This is a genomic window from Paenibacillus sp. FSL R10-2736, assembly GCF_038000245.1.
Taxonomy (GTDB): Bacteria; Bacillota; Bacilli; order Paenibacillales; family Paenibacillaceae; genus Paenibacillus_AQ; species Paenibacillus_AQ phytohabitans.
This window is the reverse complement of sequence record NZ_JBBOBN010000001.1, coordinates 4,791,227-4,810,662: the sequence shown is the minus strand read 5'-3', so window position 1 is coordinate 4,810,662 and position 19,436 is coordinate 4,791,227. Positions and strand designations below refer to the sequence as shown.

The window sequence follows — 19,436 nt, the reverse complement described above, 5'->3', positions numbered from 1 at the left end:
CACCCGTCCGGAAGGAGGAGGAACCCGAGTGATCAAGGCATTTCTGCTGGATATGAACCAGAAGGATCTCTATAAGCTGTCTTCCATGCTGCAGCATACAGGCAAGGTGAATGTGATTGGAATGTCGGCCTATCCCGAGAATGTTGTGGACAAAATTGTTCTGCTGCAGCCCGATGTGCTGTTCCTGGATCTTCAGCTGCCCGGCCAGCAGGGAATAGTTGTAGCCGAACGTGTAAAAAAGAAGCTGCCGGATATTCAGATTGTGATTGTCACCGAGAGCAAACAGCATGCCCTATGGGCCTTCGACCAAGACATTGTGGATTATGTGCTGAAGCCCCTGGAGGAGGTCCGCCTGGGCCAGTCACTCGAACGGCTGCGTAAGGGAAGCTGAAGCGTATGCCGGAGTAAGCCCGAAGCCGCCAGACTGAATCAGGATGCCGGAAGTCTCTCTCCATGTTACAATAAACGGACAAGCAGAAAGGATGGGTGATTTATTTGAAGTACGATTTTAACCGTATCATTGACCGCCGCAATACCCGCTCATACAAATGGGACCAGTCCGAGAAGCTGTTCGGAGACAAGGAGATTCTTCCGCTTTGGGTCGCGGATATGGACTTTGAGAGTCCCCCTGCCGTGAAGGAAGCGATTCTGCGCCGTGTACAGGAAGGGGTGTACGGCTATAGTGTGACGAGTGACTCCTACAAGGAGGCGATTGCCGGGTGGTACCGCAGCCGTCATGACTGGGAGATTCAGAAGGAATGGATCACCGATTCTCCGGGAATTGTGACCTCGCTCAGCCTGTCCGTAGAGCTGTTCAGCCAGCCGGGAGATCAGGTGATTCTGCAGTCGCCGGTCTACTATCCTTTCTATGATGTGATCCGGATGAATGACCGCAAGGTGGCGATCAACCCGCTGAAGCTGGAAGAAGGCCATTATGTTATGGATTATATCCAGCTTGAAGAGCTGATGGCCGGCGGCGCCAAGCTGCTGCTGCTGTGCAGTCCGCATAATCCGGGCGGCAGAGTGTGGGAGCGGGAAGAGCTGCTGCGGCTTGGAGAGCTGTGCCTGCGGTATGGTGTAACGGTAATCTCGGATGAGATCCATTGCGATATGGCAATGCCGGGCTACAAGCATATCCCGTTTGCGTCCCTGTCGCCGGAGCTGTCGGATATTACACTGACTACGCTGGCAGCGACCAAAACCTTCAATCTGCCGGGCCTGCAAACCTCGTATATCGTAACCTCTAGTCCCGAGCTGAAGCGGAAATTCGAGTACAAGCTGAAGGCACTCAGTCTGCATATGTCGGCATTCTTCACGCCGGAGGCGGTTGAGGCGGCTTATAATGAAGGCGGAGAATGGCTCGATGAGCTGGTGCAGCATGTCAGCGGCAATGCGGATTATGCCATTGGCTATCTCGCAGAGCATCTGCCGCAGGTGAAGCCAATGAAACCCGAAGCCACCTATCTGCTGTGGATCGATTGCCGGGCACTGGGCCTGGATGCGGACGGGCTTAAGAACCTGATGTACCGTGAGGCCAAGGTGGCTTTTAACGAAGGCTCTGTCTTCGGTACGGAAGGCCAAGGTCATCTGCGTATCAATCTGGCCTGTCCGCGTTCCATTCTTGCCGAAGCGCTGGAGCGGTTCACTCAGGCTGCTGCCCGTTATGTTCAGCAATAAAGCATATACGTATGCTTGTAGCTGCGGCATATAGTTGTATACTTTGCAATTACAAACAGCGAAAAGGTAGCGTACCATAAATCAGACGCTATATTAAAACATTTACAGCGATCAAGAAATCCGCGCCCCTAGGGGTAGCGGATTTCTTGTTATACCGCTGTCTGCGAAGGTTGAAGGTGTCCCGCCAACCTCGCGGTGAACACCCCTTGCTGCCCCTTCCCGGCATGCGCATCAACCACAACCGCTTATTGAGCAGACCGCAAACCCGTGATAAGATGGGCAGTACGGCTGATAGAGTAAGTATATATAGAGAGTGGGAGAGATAGAGATGAGTAGCAGTAATACAACCCGGATGATTATTGATTGTGATACAGGAATAGACGATGCTTTGGCTATTCTTTATGCCCTCCGCACACCGGATGTGGTAGTTGAGGGGATTACGACGGTGTTTGGCAATATTGATGTGCAGCAGGCGGCGGATAATACGCTGCGGCTGCTTGCCCTCGCAGATCCCGGATACGACATCCCGGTAGCGCTTGGAGCGTCCAAGGCACTGGTGCGCGAACTGACCGGCTTCTCGACCCATGTGCATGGGGAGAATGGGATTGGCGGCGTTCAGCTGCCCCCTTCCCGGCAAGTGCCGGTGCAAGAGACGGCGGCGGAGTTCATTGTGCGGATGGCGGATGAGAACCCGGGTGAGATTGTGCTGGTAACGCTCGGACGGCTGACCAATCTGTCGCTCGCGCTGGATTTGGACCCGCAGTTGACCTCCAAGCTGAAGAAGGTAGTGGTCATGGGCGGCACGGTCTTTAAGCCGGGCAATGTGACTCCGGTAGCCGAAGCCAATCTGTGGGGCGACCCGGAAGCGGCTGACCGTGTATTCACCTCTGGCCTGCCTGTGCTGATGATCGGGCTGGACGTTACACTGCAGACACGGATTACCTCAGAGCATCTTGAGCTGCTGAAGCGCCATGGGCGCGAAGAGAACAAGTCCATCATAGACTTCATGGAGGAGTCACTCGAATACTATTTCAAATTTTACCGGGAAGCCAACTATCTGATCAATAGTGCGCCGCTGCATGATCCGCTTGCCCTCATGGCTGCGCTGCAGCCGGATCTGGTGACTACGCGCCGGATGAAGGTTCGCGTGGAGCATCAGGGAGAGTTCACCTCAGGTATGGTCGTGGCAGATTTGCGGCCGCAGCCGAAGGTCGGACATTTCATCGAAGTGGCGGTGGATGTGGAGGCTGAACGGGCGGTTGGCGTCTTTTTGAGCGCGTTTATGTGAGTGTGAAGTAAGTGGAATAGAATTATGCATCAGCTACCCTACTTCAATAGCAGACAATTGAATCTCCCAATAGTTACAATCTCTTAATTTGCTATAATTTCCTGGTTTGGTAAAATGGTAGGGGATGTAAGATTGAGAGATTCATAATCTATCTATAAGAGAATGGGGAACTTATTAATGAAGCATCTGGCTAAAATAGTATTATGCGCAGCGATCTCACTGGGTAGCTACTCGGCACTCCCTGCAAGTGCTGCACAGGCGGCACCAGGCGGTGTCAGTATTCTGCTGGACGGCTATCCGCTGCCCTTTCCGGTAGAACCGGTAGTCATGAGCGGAACGACAATGGTACCTTTCCGTGCGATTTCTGAGGCACTGGGCATTGGGGTGGAATGGAACCAGGCGGCCCGCCAGATTACCGCGACACAGAAGTCCGCTGCTGAAGCAGCTCCGGCAAAAGTTATCCTGACCCTGGGCAGTAAAAATGCATCCGTGAACGGAACCGTAGTGAAGCTTGATGTAGCGCCGCAGAATATCCGCGGGACGACGATGATTCCGCTCAAGTTCTTCAGCCAGCAGTTTGGAGCGGTTGCTTCCTGGAACCAGGCTTCCAAGACCGTATCCATTACATCGCCCAAGCGGGATCTGTACACTTTAGGATTCTATGCTCAGAAGGCCTACAGCGAAGTGTCGCTGATTCCAAGCTTTGATGCGGTAGCCTTTGGCTGGAGCCGGATTGACCCTACCGGACAATTCACCACAACCGGTAAGGATTTCTGGTGGCCGGAGGCTGCAGGAGAGGTAACGCCGGAATCCATTGTCCAGAATGCAGCAGCGGGAGGTACAGCCCCGTATCTGATGGTTTACTCCAGTGACTCAGCTCTAGAACTGAGCAAGAATCTGGCGGACCCGCAGCTGCAGCAGCAGACCATCGCCAGCATCGTGGACCTGGCCTCGCAGAAGGGATTCCAGGGCATTGGACTGGATCTGGAAGGACTGGGCTTGACCGGAGATAAGACGCTTGTGCAGAGCCAGTATAATGCTTTTGTCAAAAATCTCTCCGTGGCCGCACGCGCTGCCAGTCTGAAGCTGACGGTGATTCTGCATCCGCTCAACAGCTCCTACAAAGGCTATGATTACAAGACTCTGGCTTCGCTCGCTGACGATCTGGTCATTATGGCCTATGCCTACGAGGGTGAGAAGGGGCCGGAGCCGATGGATAAAGTGGATGAAGGTATCCGGCTGGCCCTGCAGCAGGTCAGCAAAGACAAGCTGATTCTCGGCATTTCAGTGTTCAGCGAGAATGATTCCTCCGTTAACGCGAAGATTGGCCTGGCCAAACGTTACGGCCTCAAAGGAATTGCCATCTGGCGTCTGGGTCTCATTGGCCAGCCGGTGTTCAGCAGAATGGGAGAATCGGTAGAATTGTAGAATGTGCAGCAAGTATTCATGCATTGATAGCTATAATTAAATCTGGCTGAAGAGAGACTGCCGTATGGTGATATTGACCACGCGGCAGTCTTTTTGATGAATATTTGAGTATATATCTTTCATTATATGGATCCTCCCCAGGTTTCTGTTTGTTATGCAGCATCTTGTATATTCGGGCTGGCGATATCAAATGTCACATTAACCTGACGGGCAACCCTGTATAATTTTAAAGGTTGACCTTTAAATTGACGATTCTAAATATAGGAGGACTATAGAGCATGAGTACGAAATACAAAGCACTGGAACTGGATAAACCGATGACTTATGAGCTGGAGGGTCTGGAAGTCGGGGTTACCTCGAACTGCAATTTCCGCTGCGATTACTGCTGCGCTTACAATAGAAATGATGGACAGAGCATTAACGGCAAGGAGGTTATCCGCATTCTGGAGGAGCTGCCGAATCTGAAGCGTGTGCGCCTCTCGGGCGGTGAGGTGACGCTGAAGTTCCAGGATTGCGTGGACATTGTGGCTTACTGCACCTCCCGCGGGATTCAGACCCAGCTGAACTCGAACGGCAGCCTGCTGAATGAAGAGCGGATCGGGCAGCTGGTGGATGCAGGACTGACTACGATACATATATCCTTCAATTTCACTACTGCCGAAGCATTCTCTGCTTACTACAATATCCACACAAGCGTTTATAACAAAATCAGAGAGAACATCACCATGTTCGCCAAAACAAAGGTAAATGTGGTCCTGGAAACGCTGCTGTTCAACGAAACGCAGGACAATATGCGCGAGATCAGCGATCATGTCTATTCCATGGGCGTAAGAACGCATGAGATCCAGAACAGCATTATTATGGGGCATACCGGCTGGAAAGCGATCGCGGCCCGGGAACAGCTGAAGAATGCCGTGAACGAGCTGATTGCCCGTAAACCGGCGGATACCACCCTCTATTTCACATGTATGGACCGGTTCATGGAGGCTATGGGCTTCGAGGAACAGCCGGGTGTCTACTTCCCGCACTGCATTGAGGGCATGAAGCAGCTTCACCTGCACGGCAATGGCGATATTCTGATCTCCGAGCTATGCCACCCGGTTATTATCGGCAATATTTACAGCGGCACCTCGCTGAAGGATCTGTACAGCAACATGCCTGCACCGCTCGAAAAGTATCTGGAGAAGCGGCCTTGCCCGGCGCTTGATGCGCTTTTCCCGCAAGGGGTATAGTCCGGACGCTGCAGCAGAAGAGATTATGAGCCGATATTGATATAACGCATTATATCAGGCAGGATTGCAGCCCAACCGCTGTGGTCCTGCTTTTTGCTGGTAATGACTTTGAATGACAGATATTTCTGACTTTATTTCAACTATGAATGAAAACTTTCATGTATAATCATCAGCATGAACTGTATAACAATGCAGAAACCTTCTGCTTCATTACTATAGAAATAGAGATAACACATATGGACTGGGAGGATTTCATCATGATTTACGGGTTTTTACTATTGCTGCTGGCCTGCTGCTTCCAAGGCAGCTTCGGGCTGGGGATGAAGAAATACCAGCCGTTCTCCTGGGAAGCGTTCTGGACGATTTTCTCGCTGGTAGGGATATTAATTATTCCGGTAGTCTGGACATGGATTGAAGTGCCCAACTTCTTCAGCTATATCCGGCAGACGCCTGCTGATGTGCTGTGGACGGCTTCCTTCTGCGGTTTCCTGTGGGGCATCAGCTCGATTATGTTTGGCAAAGCGATTGATTCCATCGGTGTCTCGCTGACCTACGGTGTGAATATGGGGATTTCAGCATCGCTAGGTTCGCTGATTCCGCTGTTCATCTTCGGCAATATCCCGGCTGCTGGCTCATTTACGGTACTGCTGACCGGCACAGCAATTATGCTGGCTGGCGTTGCCGTGATTACCAAGGCCGGCCTGCTCAAAGAAAAGATTATCACCGCTTCCGGCCAAGGGACAAGCTCCGGCAGCAACCTGACCAAAGGCCTGATTATCGCTTCAGCTGCCGGACTAGGCTCTGCTGCGATGAATATCGGCTTCTCCTATGCGAGTCAGGCGGCTGATATTGCCGTTGCCGATGGAACAGCCAGGATTAGTGCAAATCTTATTTCCTGGGTAATTACGCTGTCCGGCGGCTTCATCGCTAACTTCGCGTATGCTTTTATCCTGTTAATCAAGAACCGGACCTATAAGGATTATTTTGCCAAAGGTGCAGGCCCGGCCTATGGTAAGGCACTGTTAACCGCTGCGGTGTGGTTCCTGGCACTCGGTGTCTATGCCAAGGCAACCGCATTACTCGGTCCGCTAGGCTCCGTCGTGGGCTGGCTTGCCTTCAACGGATTGTCGCTGATCATCAGCAATGCCTGGGGACTTAAGGACGGAGAGTGGAAAGGTTTCGCAGCTCCCAAGAAGCTGCTGCTATGGGGGAATGTAATATTGATTCTGTCCTGGGTTGTGGTGGGGATCGCCAACAGCATGGCGTAGGATATTCCGCAAATTGGCAATTTTCCACTCTTCCGGGCGGCTTGGTTCTGTTATGATTTCATTAGAGTGTTAACCAAGACCAAGAAATCTGCAGAGAAGGAATGTGTGGCCCGCCATACATAGAGGGATACAACATGCTTAGTGCAATAAGACGCGGATTAATATCTTCCAATGTTGTGCTTGAGAAAATAATGCCGCTGCTCACACCTACAGCCATTGTGGTTGGTGTGCTTAACGAGGCGGCGCTGCTGCCGTTTACCTGGCTGGTGCCGTGGATCTTTGCTTTTATGACGCTGATCGGCAGTCTGAAATCTAATTTCCGTGACTTGCTGGCAGTGTTGGCTAAACCGCAGAAGCTGATCATCCTGCTGATTATTCTGCATATTGTGATGCCGCTGATCGGCTGGCTGGCAGCGATGGCCTTTTTCCCGGGAGATCCGTATACAGTTACAGGGTATGTGCTGCTGTTCGCCATTCCGACCGGTGTGGTCAGTGTGGTCTGGGTGTCGATGCATGGCGGGAATGTTGCTCTTACGCTGGCGCTGATCCTGATCGATACACTGCTCTCGCCGCTGGTTGTACCCGGCACGCTGTATCTGCTGATGGGGGCGAGTGTGCAGATTGAGATTGGGGAGATGATGCGGGGACTGCTCTACATGGTGGTGCTGCCGTCCGTAGCGGGGATGCTGCTCAATCAGTTCAGCAAAGGCAAGGTTACGGCAGTCTGCGGACCGCCGCTGGCGCCGTTTGTCAAAGTTGGCCTGTTCATCGTTGTATCGATTAATGGCGCCAGCATTGCCCGGTATCTGAAGCATCCGGATGGCAAGCTGGCCCTGATTATTGCCGTTACCTTCGTTACAGTCTTACTGGGTTATGTCATCGGTGCTGTAGTCTCACGCCGTTTCCGCTGGGATTATGAGAATACCGTCGCCGTTCAGTTCAATTCCGGTATGCGCAATCTGAGTGCAGGTGCAGTACTGGCAGTGAAATACTTCCCGCCGGCCGTCGCCCTGCCTGTGATTTCCGGCATGCTGTTCCAGCAGATTCTGGCTGCCTGCTCCGGCATGTTCATCCGTAGCCAAGTGAAACGTCTGCACCAGGCGGAAGCCCTGACTCCAGAAGGACCAAAGGCCACACCGGCCAAGAGCCGCATTTCGTTATAGGATATCCCGGCAATCCCGCATTTCCCCCCATTTTGAGTGCCGCTGTCTGCGGCTGGGGAATTGCGGGTTTTTCAGGTTGAATATAAATAAAAATAGTTATATTTCACTATGATTCGACAAAATGCGATATTATTTCCGAAAATTCGTCTAGAAATATTAATTATTTCTGTGGGAAATCCGATAGTAATTGTAATAAATGTTACAGTTTTTAGCTGTTTAGGTACTAGTGGATTAGATAGAGGCGGAAGGGTGTAGAAAACTATGAAGATTCGTATGAAGCTATCGGTTATGATGATTGTCGTTACACTAATTTCTACAGCATTAATGGGGATTTTTACGTACAGCAAGTCCACTGGCACCATCATGAATCTGACTGAATCTTCTATGGCACAGGTGAACACCAACAAAGCGCAAACGATTGCAGCAATGATCGATAAAGAAAAGCGCAGCATGCAGCTCGTTGCAGGTGAAAGCGAGATCGCGGAACTGCTGCTTCAGGCCGGAAACGGCGAACTTTCTAACGGGGATGCGCTGCAGAATGAAGTGAATGTGAAGCTTCAGGGCTTAGTCAAAGATGCAGGCAACCTGGAGCATATGTTTGTGGCTGATATGAAGGGAATTGCGGTAGCTGACAGTGACACCAAGCTGGTCGGCACCGATTTCAGCGAAAGAAACTACACGAAGAATGTATTCAAGACAGGTGAAGCTGTTGTAAGTGAGACCTTGAAATCTAAATCTACCGGAGCCTACGTATTAGCCTTTGTCCATCCTGTGAAGAGCGGGGGCAAGATGATTGGTTTCGTCGCTTCGGCTGTTAATGCTAACAGTATTATTAAATATTTGGCCGATGCCAAGGTGACTAATGCGCCTTCATCTTACGCCTATCTGGTGGACGAAACCGGCAATATCCTCTACCATCCGGATGAAACGAAGATTGGTTCAGTGGTTGAGAATGAATCAATCAAAGCGGTCGTGGAGCGTGTGAAGGTGGGCGAGACCGTACCGGATGGAACGGTGCAATACACGTATGAGGGCGCTGAGAAAAAAGCGGCATTCACCGTTCTTCCTGAGACCCACTGGACCCTGGTGCTGACCGGAGATCTGGAGGAGATCATGCTGCCTGTGGACGAAATGACGAACTACATTTTATTGCTCGGACTGGGAAGTCTGCTGCTTACGCTGTTGATTGGGGTTACTGTAGCTACCCGTATCTCCTCACCGATTATCAAGCTTACCCAGCTGATTAACCGCACTGCGGAGCTGGATCTGAAGTATGACAACCAGTATGAATATTTAACTAAAAATAAAGATGAGACAGGCACCATTGCCAAAGCGATGTTCCATACCCGCGCCGTACTGCGTGAGATGGCCGGAAGCCTGATCTCGATTTCCTCGAAAGTGCTGGACAATGCGGAAACGCTGGAGAAGCTGTCCATCGACGTCAGAGAGAATGCGCATGATAATTCAGCCACTACGGAGCAGCTGTCCGCAGGTATGGAAGAAACGGCAGCATCTACCCAGGAGATGACAGCGGCCATTCATGAGATCGAGAATAATGTCAGAATGATCTCCACCCGGGTAAAAGAAGGATCCGGTGTATCCGGGCAAATTACGGAGCGTGCATTGGCGCTTCAGCATGATGCGGTAACTTCAACCGAGAATGCCAAACAGATCTACGGCTCGGTCCGTGGTGAGATGCAGAAAGCTATAGAGCAATCGGGAGCCATCAACGAGATCAATGTGCTGGCGGATACGATTCTCTCCATTACAAGCCAGACGAATCTGCTGGCACTCAATGCGGCAATTGAAGCTGCACGGGCAGGGGATGCCGGCCGTGGATTCGCTGTTGTAGCGGGTGAAATCCGCAAGCTGGCCGAGAAGTCATCGGAGACTGCGGCAGGCATCCAGGGCGTCGTCAAGAATGTCTACAACTCCGTAGAGCAGATGATTGAACATTCCGAGGCCATGCTGACGTTCATTGATCAGAATGTGCTGGGCGATTATGAGCGGCTGAACGAAGTCAGCCAGCAGTATAACAGCGATGCTTCAACGATTAATGAGCTGATGAACCAGTTCGAGGAGGCAGCCGATCACCTGAACGAAACGGTGTCCAGCATCGCCATCGCCGTCAATGAAGTGGCGGCTACCGTGAACGAGGGCGCGATTGGTGTGCAGGATATCGCCGAGAAGACGGCGGATATTGTGGAGAAGACCTTCCATGAGGCCACCATGGCTGATGAGAATACGCAGAGCGCCAAGGAGATGCAGGTCCTGGTAGAGAAGTTCAAAATCTAAGCCGGTTTCAGCAGATTTTTACCCGCGCTTCATCTGATTTTAAGCTTCGGGGTATATATTAATCACATAACCCCCCTTTAATATAACTTAGACCCCGCCGGACGCTGGCGGGGTCCCTTTTTTTGTTGGTGCCGCGCATCCGTTAAGATTGAAATTCGTATCCCGCTTAAACAGCGGAGAGGACGGACTGACCTGCGGAAAATCGTTAGCGTTCACCTTGGTCTTCCGATTTCCACCGCTAAGGGAAACGAATAAAATTCTTACGAGCACAGCGATTGGTACAACGGGCCGTTCGCGCAGCGTCCACCCAAGTGCTCACATTGATCCTACTTAAAAACAATCTGTCAGAAATGTCCCCAAGCTATTAATAATTACTCGAGGCACCGCTCATCGTTTAGGCAGGATTCAGGAGTTTTTTGCAGGAAAATTGAGGTTCAAGTATGCTATATTAAATATAATCCAAGTCAGATAATGGAAGGAGGACGCTTCATGAGAAGATTAATGTTCAGCTCTACGCAAAGTCTATGGACGACATGGCAGTGGTTGTTGTGTAGAGCTGATAGCAAGTCTCCGCTGCAACGATTTGCCGCATAAAATGGTCTGTTCTATAGACTTTGCTGCCTTTACAAGTTCACTACTTTAAAGGAGCGGAGCTATATGAAATATGTAAATGCAGATCTGGTATTACCGCAGCAGCTGCTGCAGGAAGTACAGAAATATATGCAGGGCGGGATGCTCTACATCCCCAAGCCCGAGGGACAACGGAAACGGTGGGGGGAGAACTCAGGCGGCAGAACCTATCTGACGGCCCGGAACCAGTCCATTCGTGACCATTATGCCAGAGGCCTAAGCGTAACTGAGCTCGCCGAGCAATTTTGCCTGTCGGGTGACAGCATCAAGAAGATTGTATATGGAAGCAAGCAGATATGAGCTGCACTTATATTGAAATGAGAGAAGGAGTCGAACAGGACTCTTTCTTTTTTTGTGCAAAAAATGAATTGCAGCTGTTTATTATCTATGTCCTTCCGGTGAGCCGCCCATATAATTACAGACATACATATGCGGGAGGCAGGAAGATGACGGAACATAGTTTATGGAGCGGAATTACGGGTGAGCCCTCTCGGTCCCTCTGGAGATCGGGCAGGAATATAGCACTCAGGGCATTGGCAGAGTATGATCTGGAATGGAACAGGATTGAGCTTATCGGGATGTCGGATAGCGTCACCTTCCGGATTGAGACAGAAAATTCCGGCAGCTTTCTGCTGCGAATTCATGGTGAGCGCTTCAGCCGGGAGGAGATCCTGTCGGAGCTGGAATGGACCCGGTATCTCAATCAGACGGCGGGTTTTGTGGTCCCGCAAGGATTGGCCAGCTCCGGCGGCTATATCCTGGAGACTGGAAGCGAAGAGCGGCGGCTTGCCTGGGCAACGGTGATGCACTGGGTGGAAGGGGAGCCCGTAGAGGTCAATCTGACGGATGATCATGTCTTCAGGATGGGTAAAATGCTGGCCGGTATGCACGAAGCGGATACACTGTTCGTTCCGTCTGACGGCTTCACCCGCCCGGTATGGGGAGCAGACAGCTTCAAGCTGGAGTGGAGCAAGCTGGAGGAGCATCACGCGGTAATGGTAACGGAGGAACAATGGAAGCTCTATCAGGCTGCTGCCGCAAAAATACGGACTGATCTCGAAGCCATGCAGCCTGACCCTTCCATTTACGGCTTGATTCACGGAGATTTACATAGCGGAAATGTTGTTTTTGACCAAGGCGAGCCGCGTGCGATCGATTTCGGCCGCTGCGGATACGGATATTTCCTCTATGATATGGCGCCCGCACTGATGGAGCTCTCCCCGGCACAGCGCGGCAGCCTGATCCAGGGCTATAGCAGTGTCAGGGAGCTGGAGCCGGATTATGAACGGAAGCTGGAATGCTTCTTCGTTATGATCATGATCGGAAATTACAGCCATCACATCTCTAATCCGGATGAAATCCCCGGTCTGCGGGAAGAACAGCCGTATGCACTGGCTTATCTGAGAGAATATCTGCAGGGTGAGCGTTTTTTGTTCAGACGCATCGAACCCTTCGTGATAGAGTGAGGGCAGCGTCCAGTTGTACTTAATAAATAGCAGAGCCCTGTGCGGTCTGCTTCTTCAATATCAGCTGTTCCCTGGTGATTATGCCGGTGGGGCAGTTTTTTTGATGTATTAGGAGGTATCTGATCAACCGTTTTATTGTGTGGTTTAAGAAATTATGCCGGAAAATTATGCGATGTTTGATGAGATTCCAGCAGTGAGTTATGGAGGAAATGAGCTGTAAAAGCAATGTGTCGCAGCGAGGGTAACCGAGCCCAATGCATGTGAAAAACCGAATACAATGTGTCACCGCGAAGGTAACCGAGCCTAATGTATGCGAAAAACCGAATACAATGTGTCGCAGCGAGGGCAAACGAGCCAATTGTATGCGGAAAACCGAATACAATGTGTCGCTGCGAAGGTAACCGAGCCTAATGTATGCGAAAAACCGAATACAATGTGTCGCAGCGAGGGAATAGGGTGGAGGAATTGTGCCATCAGGGCGATTTTATTCTCCGGGAGCCGCCGATGGATTCGGACCCCATGAGCGTTGAATTCATACGTTAGACCCCGGCAGCGTGCCCGCCAATCTGTAAATATGTCCATTGATCCTAGACTGAGGACATTTTTTGCGATCCCCCGGGGAGGTAACATAAAGACATCAAAGAGCAGTCGTCTTTGAATCACGGGTAAAAGGGGAGTACACAGATGAAACGATCCATGCAAAAAGTAACATCACTATTACTGATGGTTATGATGCTGGCAATGGTAGTAGCCGCCTGCGGCGGGAACAATGCGAAGAACAACAGCGCAAATGCCGGTAACAGCGGCAAGGAGACGCAGGGAGAAGGCAGCAGCGGCGGCAAGAAGACAGAGCTTCTGTTCTGGTCACCGTTCTCCGGCTCGGATGGCCCGTTCATGAAGAAAATCGTAGATAAATACAACAACTCCCAGGATAAATACAAAGTGAATTTCGTGATCCAGCCCAATGGTGAGTATTACAAGCAGCTGGATGTAGCGCTCAGCACCGGTAAGGAACGGCCGGACCTGATGATTATGCACGTGGATCAGGTGCCGACCTACCAGAGCAAGGATCAGCTGCAGTCTGTGGATGAGTTGGCGGCAACTGCCGGAATTAATTCTGCTGATTTTGCCGAAGCCCCAGTGAAGTACGCCACCATTGACAGCAAGCTGTACACCATTCCACTCGACATTCACCCGGTGGTGATGTACTACAACAAGGATCTGTTCGAGAAAGCAGGAGTCACTGCCCCGCCAACAAACCGTGCTGAATTCGACGCGGCAGTGGAGAAGCTGACGGATAAATCCAAGGGAGTCTACGGATATGTAGTGCCTACCCTCTGGCCGCAGCAGTTCATCTTCCCGTCGCTAGTCTGGCAGAATGGCGGAGAGCTGTGGAACGGAACGGACGTAGCTTACAATTCTCCGGAAGCGGTAGAAATGGTGCAGTGGCTGCGCGATAAGGTCGACAAGGGCATCTCCCCGGCCAATGTGCAGCAGGATGGCGAGAATACGCTGTTCCTGCAGGGCAAGAATGCGATTCAGTTCAACGGACCGTGGATGAAATCGCAGTTTGATGAAGCCGGACTCAATTATGGCGTAGCCGTTATGCCGCAGATCGGCAAAGCAAAGCAGGCCATTTATGCAGGCTCACATGGCTTTGTGGTTCCGAAGGCTGTAACTGACAGCAACACACTGGCCGGCATCGGTGATTTCCTGAAATATGTATCCGGCAACTCACTGGACTGGGCTGAATCCGGTCAGGCGGTAGCTTCCAAAACCGTTATGGACAGTGCAGAATTCAAGGCTATGGAGTTCCAGAGTACCGTATCCCAGAGCTTCTCCTCCGTACAGTTTGCACCGAATGTGCTGAACTGGGGCACCATTGTTGAGCCGGTGTGGAGCGAGCTGAGCAATGCCATTCTCGGCAAAAAATCACCGCAGCAGGCCATGGATGATGCTGTAGCCAAATCCCGTCAGGCGATGAAATAGCGCTCATGATGAAGTGGATTTTTCGGTAAGCAAAAGCGGGGAGCGCGAATCGCTTCCCGCTTTTCCCTATACGAAGGAATGGAGGAATCTCTTTTGAAAAGCACATGGACTTCCCGCTTCACCTCATTTCTGTTCATACTGCCCTATCTTGCAGCCTTCGGATTGTTTCTGCTGTTTCCGATCCTGTACGGTGTTGTGATCAGCCTGCAGGACTTTGAGCTGCTGTCTGCCGCGCATCCCTTTGTGGGACTGCGGAATTATATAACGATTTTTACCCCGGGGACTTATGAGAACAGTATCTTCTTCCGCGGGCTGTGGACGACTTTCCAGTTTGTCCTGTACTCCGTGCCGCTGCTGATCGTTGTGGGGCTGGGAATGGCGATGCTGGTCAATGCACTGCCGGCGAAGCTCCGGGGGCTGTTCCGGACGTTCTATTTCCTGCCTTATGCCTTGTCGGCTTCGGTTATGGCCGTGATCTGGCTGATGATGTTCGATACCAATGCCGGATTCATTAACAGTCTGCTGCAAAAGCTGGGCCTGACTGGCATTCCGTGGCTGACGGCTACGCCTTGGGTGTGGATTGCGCTGGTGTTCACGACGCTCTGGTGGACGATCGGGTTCAATATGATTATTTTTGTAAATGCACTCAATGAGGTGCCTGAGGATTATTACGAGGCTGCTGCTATTGACGGGGCGGGCGCGTGGAGCAGGTTTGTGTCGATTACACTGCCTTCGATCCGCCCGGTGATGCTGTTCGTGATGATTACCTCAACGATCGCGTCCTTCAACATTTATGCCCAGCCGTTTCTGCTGACGCGCGGAGGGCCGGGAGACACCACCAAGGTGCTGCTGATCAATGTGCTGGACCAGGCATTCGTGCGCAAGGATATCGGCTCAGCTTCCGCAATGGCGATTCTGATGGCGCTGCTGATCATGATGGTGTCCATCGTGCAGTTCCGTCTTACGAACCGGAAGGAGAAGGTATAAATGGGAAAAGCCAAAAAAACCGGCCTGCTGCTGCTGGCCATTCTGATTGCACTGTTCGTGCTGTTGCCGCTCGTGTGGATGCTGTCCACTGCGTTCAAAAATGACTTCGAAGCCCTCTCCGGGCGGATGAACTTCTTCCCGCAGAAGCCCACGCTTGATAATTTCGTTCAAGGGCTTAGCGGGGAGCTGATGAATACACCGATTCTGCGCTGGATCATCAATTCCCTGTCTGTAGGTATCGTGGGCACAGCTATCGTGCTGCTGATCGATTCCATGGCGGCGTTTGCCCTGGCCCGGCTGCCGGATCTGCCGCTGCGCCGCACGCTGCTGTCCATGTTCATTGCCTCGCTGATGATCCCCAGCGTGCTGACCTTTCTGCCGATGTATATTGAGTTCAATACGCTGGGGCTGATCAACACGTATCAGGCGCTGATTCTGCCGGCTACAGCCGGGGCGTTCGGCGTGTTCCTGCTGTATCAGTTCTTTGTCTCCTTCCCGAAAGAAATCGAAGAGGCGGCCCGGATCGACGGTGTGAACAAATGGAATCTGTATGCCAGGATATTGCTGCCTTCCGCAGTGTCGATCATGATGACGCTGGGGATCTTCACCTTCATGGGAATCTATAATGACTTTGTCTGGCCGCTGTATGCGACCACCTCGCCGGAGATGCGGACGATCACTGCAGGGATTGCCATGATGGCCACCGGAAGCTACACCCAGAGTTACGGCAAATTAATGGCCATGACCACCATCGCGGCGCTCCCGGTGCTGATGATCTTCATTGTCGGCCAGAAGTCGTTCGTTAAGGCGATTACGAGCTCGGGTGTGAAATAACGGGTGATAGGAGGGATGCGGATGAGTATGAAACCTGATAGTCCGCACAAGGCATGGACAGGTAAGAAATCACGTAGAATAATCTACTCCCTTGCGGCGGTTCTGTTACTTATACTGGCGGGAGGTGCATATTTGGTGCTGCAGCACAATAATAGCGGGACGGATGAAGTCTATAACGGGCATGGCGGAACGTTTAAGAACACACTTGCCGGGATCGATACGCCTGATCCGAGCGTAATCTACAAGGATGGATATTATTACATGACCTTCACCCATAACGGAACGGATATTATGCTGATGAAGTCCCGTACCCTGGATTTCCGCCAGGCCGAGCGGAGAGTGGTATGGTATCCGCCGGCGGAGACCGCCTACTCGGCGAATCTCTGGGCGCCCGAGCTCCAGTACATCCGGGGCAGCTGGTATATCTATTTTGCCGCAGATGATGGAAATAACGAGAATCACCGGATGAATGTGCTGCAGGGGGACAGCGGTGATCCGCTGGGCGATTATACCTTCAAGGGGCAAGTCACCGACGACACCAACAAATGGGCGATCGACGGGCTGGTGATGGAAGTGGATGATGAGCTGTATTTCGTCTGGTCGGGCTGGGAAGGCGAAGTGAACGCTGCGCAGAACACCTATATTGCGCCGATGAGTGATCCGCTGACGATCAGCGGACCGAGGGTGCTGCTCAGCGAGCCGCTGCTTCCGTGGGAGCAGGCCGGAGGCCCGCCGTACATCAATGAAGGCCAGTCGGTCCTTCATCATGACGGCCGCGTCTTCATTGTCTATTCCGGCGCGGGCAGTTGGACTCCATATTACAGTCTGGGCCTGCTGGCCCTGAAGCCCGGCGGGAATCCGCTGGAGGCGGCAGACTGGACCAAGCCGGAGCAGCCGCTGCTGGCGATGGATGAAGCCTCCGGAGTGTACGGGCCGGGGCATAACTCGTTTACGGTGTCGCCGGATGGCAGCGAGCAGTGGATTGTCTATCACGCGACTACTGGAGCGGCGGACGGCTGGAACAACCGCAAAGCACGGGCCCAGCCGGTCAACTGGGACGATGGCGGCCAACCTGTGTTCGGGAAGCCGCTGGCGCTGAGCACGGCGCTTGAGGTTCCCGCTGGAATGGGAGTATTCGAGGCTGAGAATGCCATCCGCAGCGGGAACCGGCTGGAGTTCCCGTCCCTGCCGTCCACGGTGAATAGCGATACCCCGGTGCTGGTGCATTATGTGAATCCGGGTGAAGTGCAAGCGGAGGCGTCAGTCTCAGTGAACGGTGGTTCACCGTTCACACTTCAGATGCCCTCTACCGATGAAGGCCAGACCGGATACGCCTATCTGAGCATACCGTTCACAGCCGGGATGAATACAGTAGCCTTTGAGCTGCCGGAGGGAAGCGCAGCTGAACTGAAGGCCATAGAAATTCCCCGGTATGAAGGTGAAGCCCAGGCGATGGAGGGGGATGCTGATGCGGAGGATAACCCGTATGCCTCAGGCGGGGCAGCGGCAAACCTCAGCGGAAGCGATGCAGCGCTGCGCTTTAGCAATATTCATGTTCCGCGAAGCGGGGCCTACACTATCTCCGTAGCTGTTCTTAATGCTTCGCCGGACGCGAAGCTGGAGGTGGCGGTGAACGGGGATTCTACGATCGTATCGACCCTGGAATCTCAGGAACGAAACCAATTATCCTTCATGGAGCTGGAGCTGGAATTACAGGGCGGTGCGAATGAAATTATTCTTTTTGACAGACAAGGCAGCTTCGGTATAGATTATATGGATATATGGCAGAAGAGTGAATAAGCCGGGTAGATTCATAGATTGCATGCATGACGGGGGCTTAATCATATGAGAGATACGGGACGCTTTAGCGGACACAAACGGAACAAACTGATTACGCTTTCAATTCTGCTGCTGGCTATGCTTCTGGTGCTGGTGATGGGCGGCTGCGGTACAGACGGGGCAGAGGAATCCCCACAGTCTGCCGCTGAGCCGGTAACTCTGGAGTATTGGACTCCATTCAGCGGCGGAGATAACATTTTCATGACCGAACTTGTGCAGCAATTCAACCGGGAGCACGGGGATATCCGGATCGATCAGATCAATTCCCGGCTTGATGATTATTATTCGCGGCTGCGTACGGCTATTCTGTCCGGCAATGCACCGGATCTGGCGATTATCCATGCTACCAATCTGCCGCAATTCGTACAGAACGGTTATATTGAGCCGCTTGACGGACTCGCTGCGGATACCGGGCTGGACTGGGGCCAGTTCAATACTAGAATCGCTGAGTCCACGGTCTACGGCGGTGCCCATTATGCTGTACCCCTGGATACGCATACGTTAGTGCTCTATTACAATAAGAAGTTTTTAAAAGAAGCAGGGCTGCTGGATGCCGGGGACAAACCGCTGATCGGCAAAGGAGAGCAGGGATTTACGGAGTTCCTGCAGCAGTTGAAGGCAGAGTTACCGCCCGGTGTGGCTCCGCTGGCTCTGCCCAGCACACGTATTGATTCCGTGTGGCTGTGGTGGAGCCTGTACAATCAGATGCAGGGCGGTGGTGTCTTTTATAATCCGGAAGGTACGCAGGCTGTCTTTAACAACAAGGAATCGCTTCAGGCACTGGAGTTCGTGAACAGCCTGTATCAGCAGGAGCTGATTCCGCCGGATATTAATGATGCCTTCAAGCTGTTCTATGACGGGGAGGCCGCTATGCTGATTACGGGTGTGTGGGGAACCGGCGCTTTTGAGCAGGATGAGAACCTGGAGCTGGGCGTGGTGCCGGTTCCGGTCATCTACGATCATCCGGCGGTCTGGGGAGATTCTCATACGCTGGCTATTCCGGCCAAAAGTGAGATGAGTGCGGAGAAGCGTAATGCTGCTATGATTTTTGCCCGCTGGGCGGTGGAGCATGGAGTGATGTGGGCGGAAGCAGGACATGTGCCGAGTTCCCGGAGGGTCGTGGAGAGCGAAGCTTATGCTGCACTGAAGTTCCGCAGTGATTATGCCAATACCGCCAACTCCGTAGCCTACTGGCCGAGAAATGTGAAGCAGTGGAGTATTAATGAAGAGATTATCCGGCAGTTTGAGAAAATGATCTACAAGGAGCAAAGCCCGGAGCAGGCTCTGCAAAATGCGGTGGACAGCATTAACCTTCAGCTGAAGAAATGACTGTAAGGGGA

At 52.3% G+C, this 19,436-nt stretch carries 15 protein-coding genes; all 15 read left to right on the top strand.

Features of this window, described 5'->3' with window-relative positions; all coding sequences use genetic code 11:
* Positions 1–28 precede the first annotated feature (28 nt).
* The 15 genes from NSQ73_RS20855 (at position 29) to NSQ73_RS20785 (ending at position 19,425) form a co-directional block, all read left to right on the top strand.
* A complete protein-coding gene (locus tag NSQ73_RS20855) occupies positions 29–391 on the top strand; it encodes a LytR/AlgR family response regulator transcription factor (RefSeq protein WP_336103296.1) in 363 nt (120 codons plus the stop codon).
* A 104-nt stretch (positions 392–495) separates the two neighbouring features.
* Complete coding sequence (locus NSQ73_RS20850) at positions 496–1,677, top strand: MalY/PatB family protein (RefSeq protein WP_340987976.1); 1,182 nt, start codon at positions 496–498, stop codon at positions 1,675–1,677.
* 328 nt (positions 1,678–2,005) lie between these two features.
* Positions 2,006–2,965, top strand: a complete 960-nt coding sequence (locus NSQ73_RS20845; protein WP_171718506.1) for a nucleoside hydrolase — start codon at positions 2,006–2,008, stop codon at positions 2,963–2,965.
* 177 nt (positions 2,966–3,142) lie between these two features.
* Positions 3,143–4,393 (top strand): stalk domain-containing protein, encoded by a 1,251-nt coding sequence (locus NSQ73_RS20840; RefSeq protein WP_340987973.1) that lies wholly within the window; start codon positions 3,143–3,145, stop codon positions 4,391–4,393.
* Between the two features lie 278 nt (positions 4,394–4,671).
* Positions 4,672–5,625, top strand: coding sequence for a radical SAM protein (locus NSQ73_RS20835; protein WP_340987972.1), 954 nt, complete (start codon positions 4,672–4,674; stop codon positions 5,623–5,625).
* Between the two features lie 257 nt (positions 5,626–5,882).
* The gene (locus NSQ73_RS20830; protein WP_340987970.1) at positions 5,883–6,893 is read left to right on the top strand and encodes an L-rhamnose/proton symporter RhaT; all 1,011 of its coding nucleotides are present in this window, start codon (positions 5,883–5,885) and stop codon (positions 6,891–6,893) included.
* A gap of 134 nt (positions 6,894–7,027) precedes the next feature.
* Complete coding sequence (locus tag NSQ73_RS20825; RefSeq protein WP_340987968.1) at positions 7,028–8,056, top strand: bile acid:sodium symporter family protein; 1,029 nt, start codon at positions 7,028–7,030, stop codon at positions 8,054–8,056.
* A gap of 261 nt (positions 8,057–8,317) precedes the next feature.
* The gene (locus tag NSQ73_RS20820; protein WP_340987966.1) at positions 8,318–10,351 is read left to right on the top strand and encodes a methyl-accepting chemotaxis protein; all 2,034 of its coding nucleotides are present in this window, start codon (positions 8,318–8,320) and stop codon (positions 10,349–10,351) included.
* A gap of 657 nt (positions 10,352–11,008) precedes the next feature.
* Complete coding sequence (locus tag NSQ73_RS20815; protein ID WP_039303164.1) at positions 11,009–11,281, top strand: CD3324 family protein; 273 nt, start codon at positions 11,009–11,011, stop codon at positions 11,279–11,281.
* Between the two features lie 146 nt (positions 11,282–11,427).
* On the top strand, positions 11,428–12,447 hold the full coding sequence (locus NSQ73_RS20810; protein WP_340987963.1) for a phosphotransferase enzyme family protein: 1,020 nt from the start codon (positions 11,428–11,430) through the stop codon (positions 12,445–12,447).
* Positions 12,448–13,131: 684 nt separating this feature from the next.
* A complete protein-coding gene (locus tag NSQ73_RS20805; RefSeq protein WP_340987961.1) occupies positions 13,132–14,436 on the top strand; it encodes an ABC transporter substrate-binding protein in 1,305 nt (434 codons plus the stop codon).
* A gap of 93 nt (positions 14,437–14,529) precedes the next feature.
* Entirely contained in the window at positions 14,530–15,423 is an 894-nt protein-coding gene (locus tag NSQ73_RS20800) for a carbohydrate ABC transporter permease (RefSeq protein WP_340987959.1), read from the top strand.
* A complete protein-coding gene (locus NSQ73_RS20795) occupies positions 15,424–16,257 on the top strand; it encodes a carbohydrate ABC transporter permease (protein ID WP_340987957.1) in 834 nt (277 codons plus the stop codon). It abuts the gene before it with no gap.
* Positions 16,258–16,278: 21 nt separating this feature from the next.
* Positions 16,279–18,057 carry a family 43 glycosylhydrolase gene (locus NSQ73_RS20790; RefSeq protein WP_340987956.1) on the top strand — a complete coding sequence of 593 codons (1,779 nt, stop codon included), beginning with the start codon at positions 16,279–16,281 and terminating at the stop codon, positions 18,055–18,057.
* 45 nt (positions 18,058–18,102) lie between these two features.
* Complete coding sequence (locus tag NSQ73_RS20785; protein WP_340987955.1) at positions 18,103–19,425, top strand: ABC transporter substrate-binding protein; 1,323 nt, start codon at positions 18,103–18,105, stop codon at positions 19,423–19,425.
* The last annotated feature ends 11 nt before the right edge of the window (positions 19,426–19,436 follow it).

Excerpts from the sequence above, each read along its gene's own strand:
- NSQ73_RS20835 (WP_340987972.1), top strand. The coding sequence starts at position 4,672 with ATGAGTACGAAATACAAAGCACTGGAACTGGATAAACCGATGACTTAT.
- NSQ73_RS20825 (WP_340987968.1), top strand. The coding sequence starts at position 7,028 with ATGCTTAGTGCAATAAGACGCGGATTAATATCTTCCAATGTTGTGCTT.
- NSQ73_RS20840 (WP_340987973.1), top strand. The coding sequence starts at position 3,143 with ATGAAGCATCTGGCTAAAATAGTATTATGCGCAGCGATCTCACTGGGT.
- NSQ73_RS20785 (WP_340987955.1), top strand. The coding sequence starts at position 18,103 with ATGAGAGATACGGGACGCTTTAGCGGACACAAACGGAACAAACTGATT.
- NSQ73_RS20845 (WP_171718506.1), top strand. The coding sequence starts at position 2,006 with ATGAGTAGCAGTAATACAACCCGGATGATTATTGATTGTGATACAGGA.
- NSQ73_RS20820 (WP_340987966.1), top strand. The coding sequence starts at position 8,318 with ATGAAGATTCGTATGAAGCTATCGGTTATGATGATTGTCGTTACACTA.
- NSQ73_RS20790 (WP_340987956.1), top strand. The coding sequence starts at position 16,279 with ATGAGTATGAAACCTGATAGTCCGCACAAGGCATGGACAGGTAAGAAA.
- NSQ73_RS20830 (WP_340987970.1), top strand. The coding sequence starts at position 5,883 with ATGATTTACGGGTTTTTACTATTGCTGCTGGCCTGCTGCTTCCAAGGC.
- NSQ73_RS20815 (WP_039303164.1), top strand. The coding sequence starts at position 11,009 with ATGAAATATGTAAATGCAGATCTGGTATTACCGCAGCAGCTGCTGCAG.
- NSQ73_RS20805 (WP_340987961.1), top strand. The coding sequence starts at position 13,132 with ATGAAACGATCCATGCAAAAAGTAACATCACTATTACTGATGGTTATG.
- NSQ73_RS20810 (WP_340987963.1), top strand. The coding sequence starts at position 11,428 with ATGACGGAACATAGTTTATGGAGCGGAATTACGGGTGAGCCCTCTCGG.
- NSQ73_RS20795 (WP_340987957.1), top strand. The coding sequence starts at position 15,424 with ATGGGAAAAGCCAAAAAAACCGGCCTGCTGCTGCTGGCCATTCTGATT.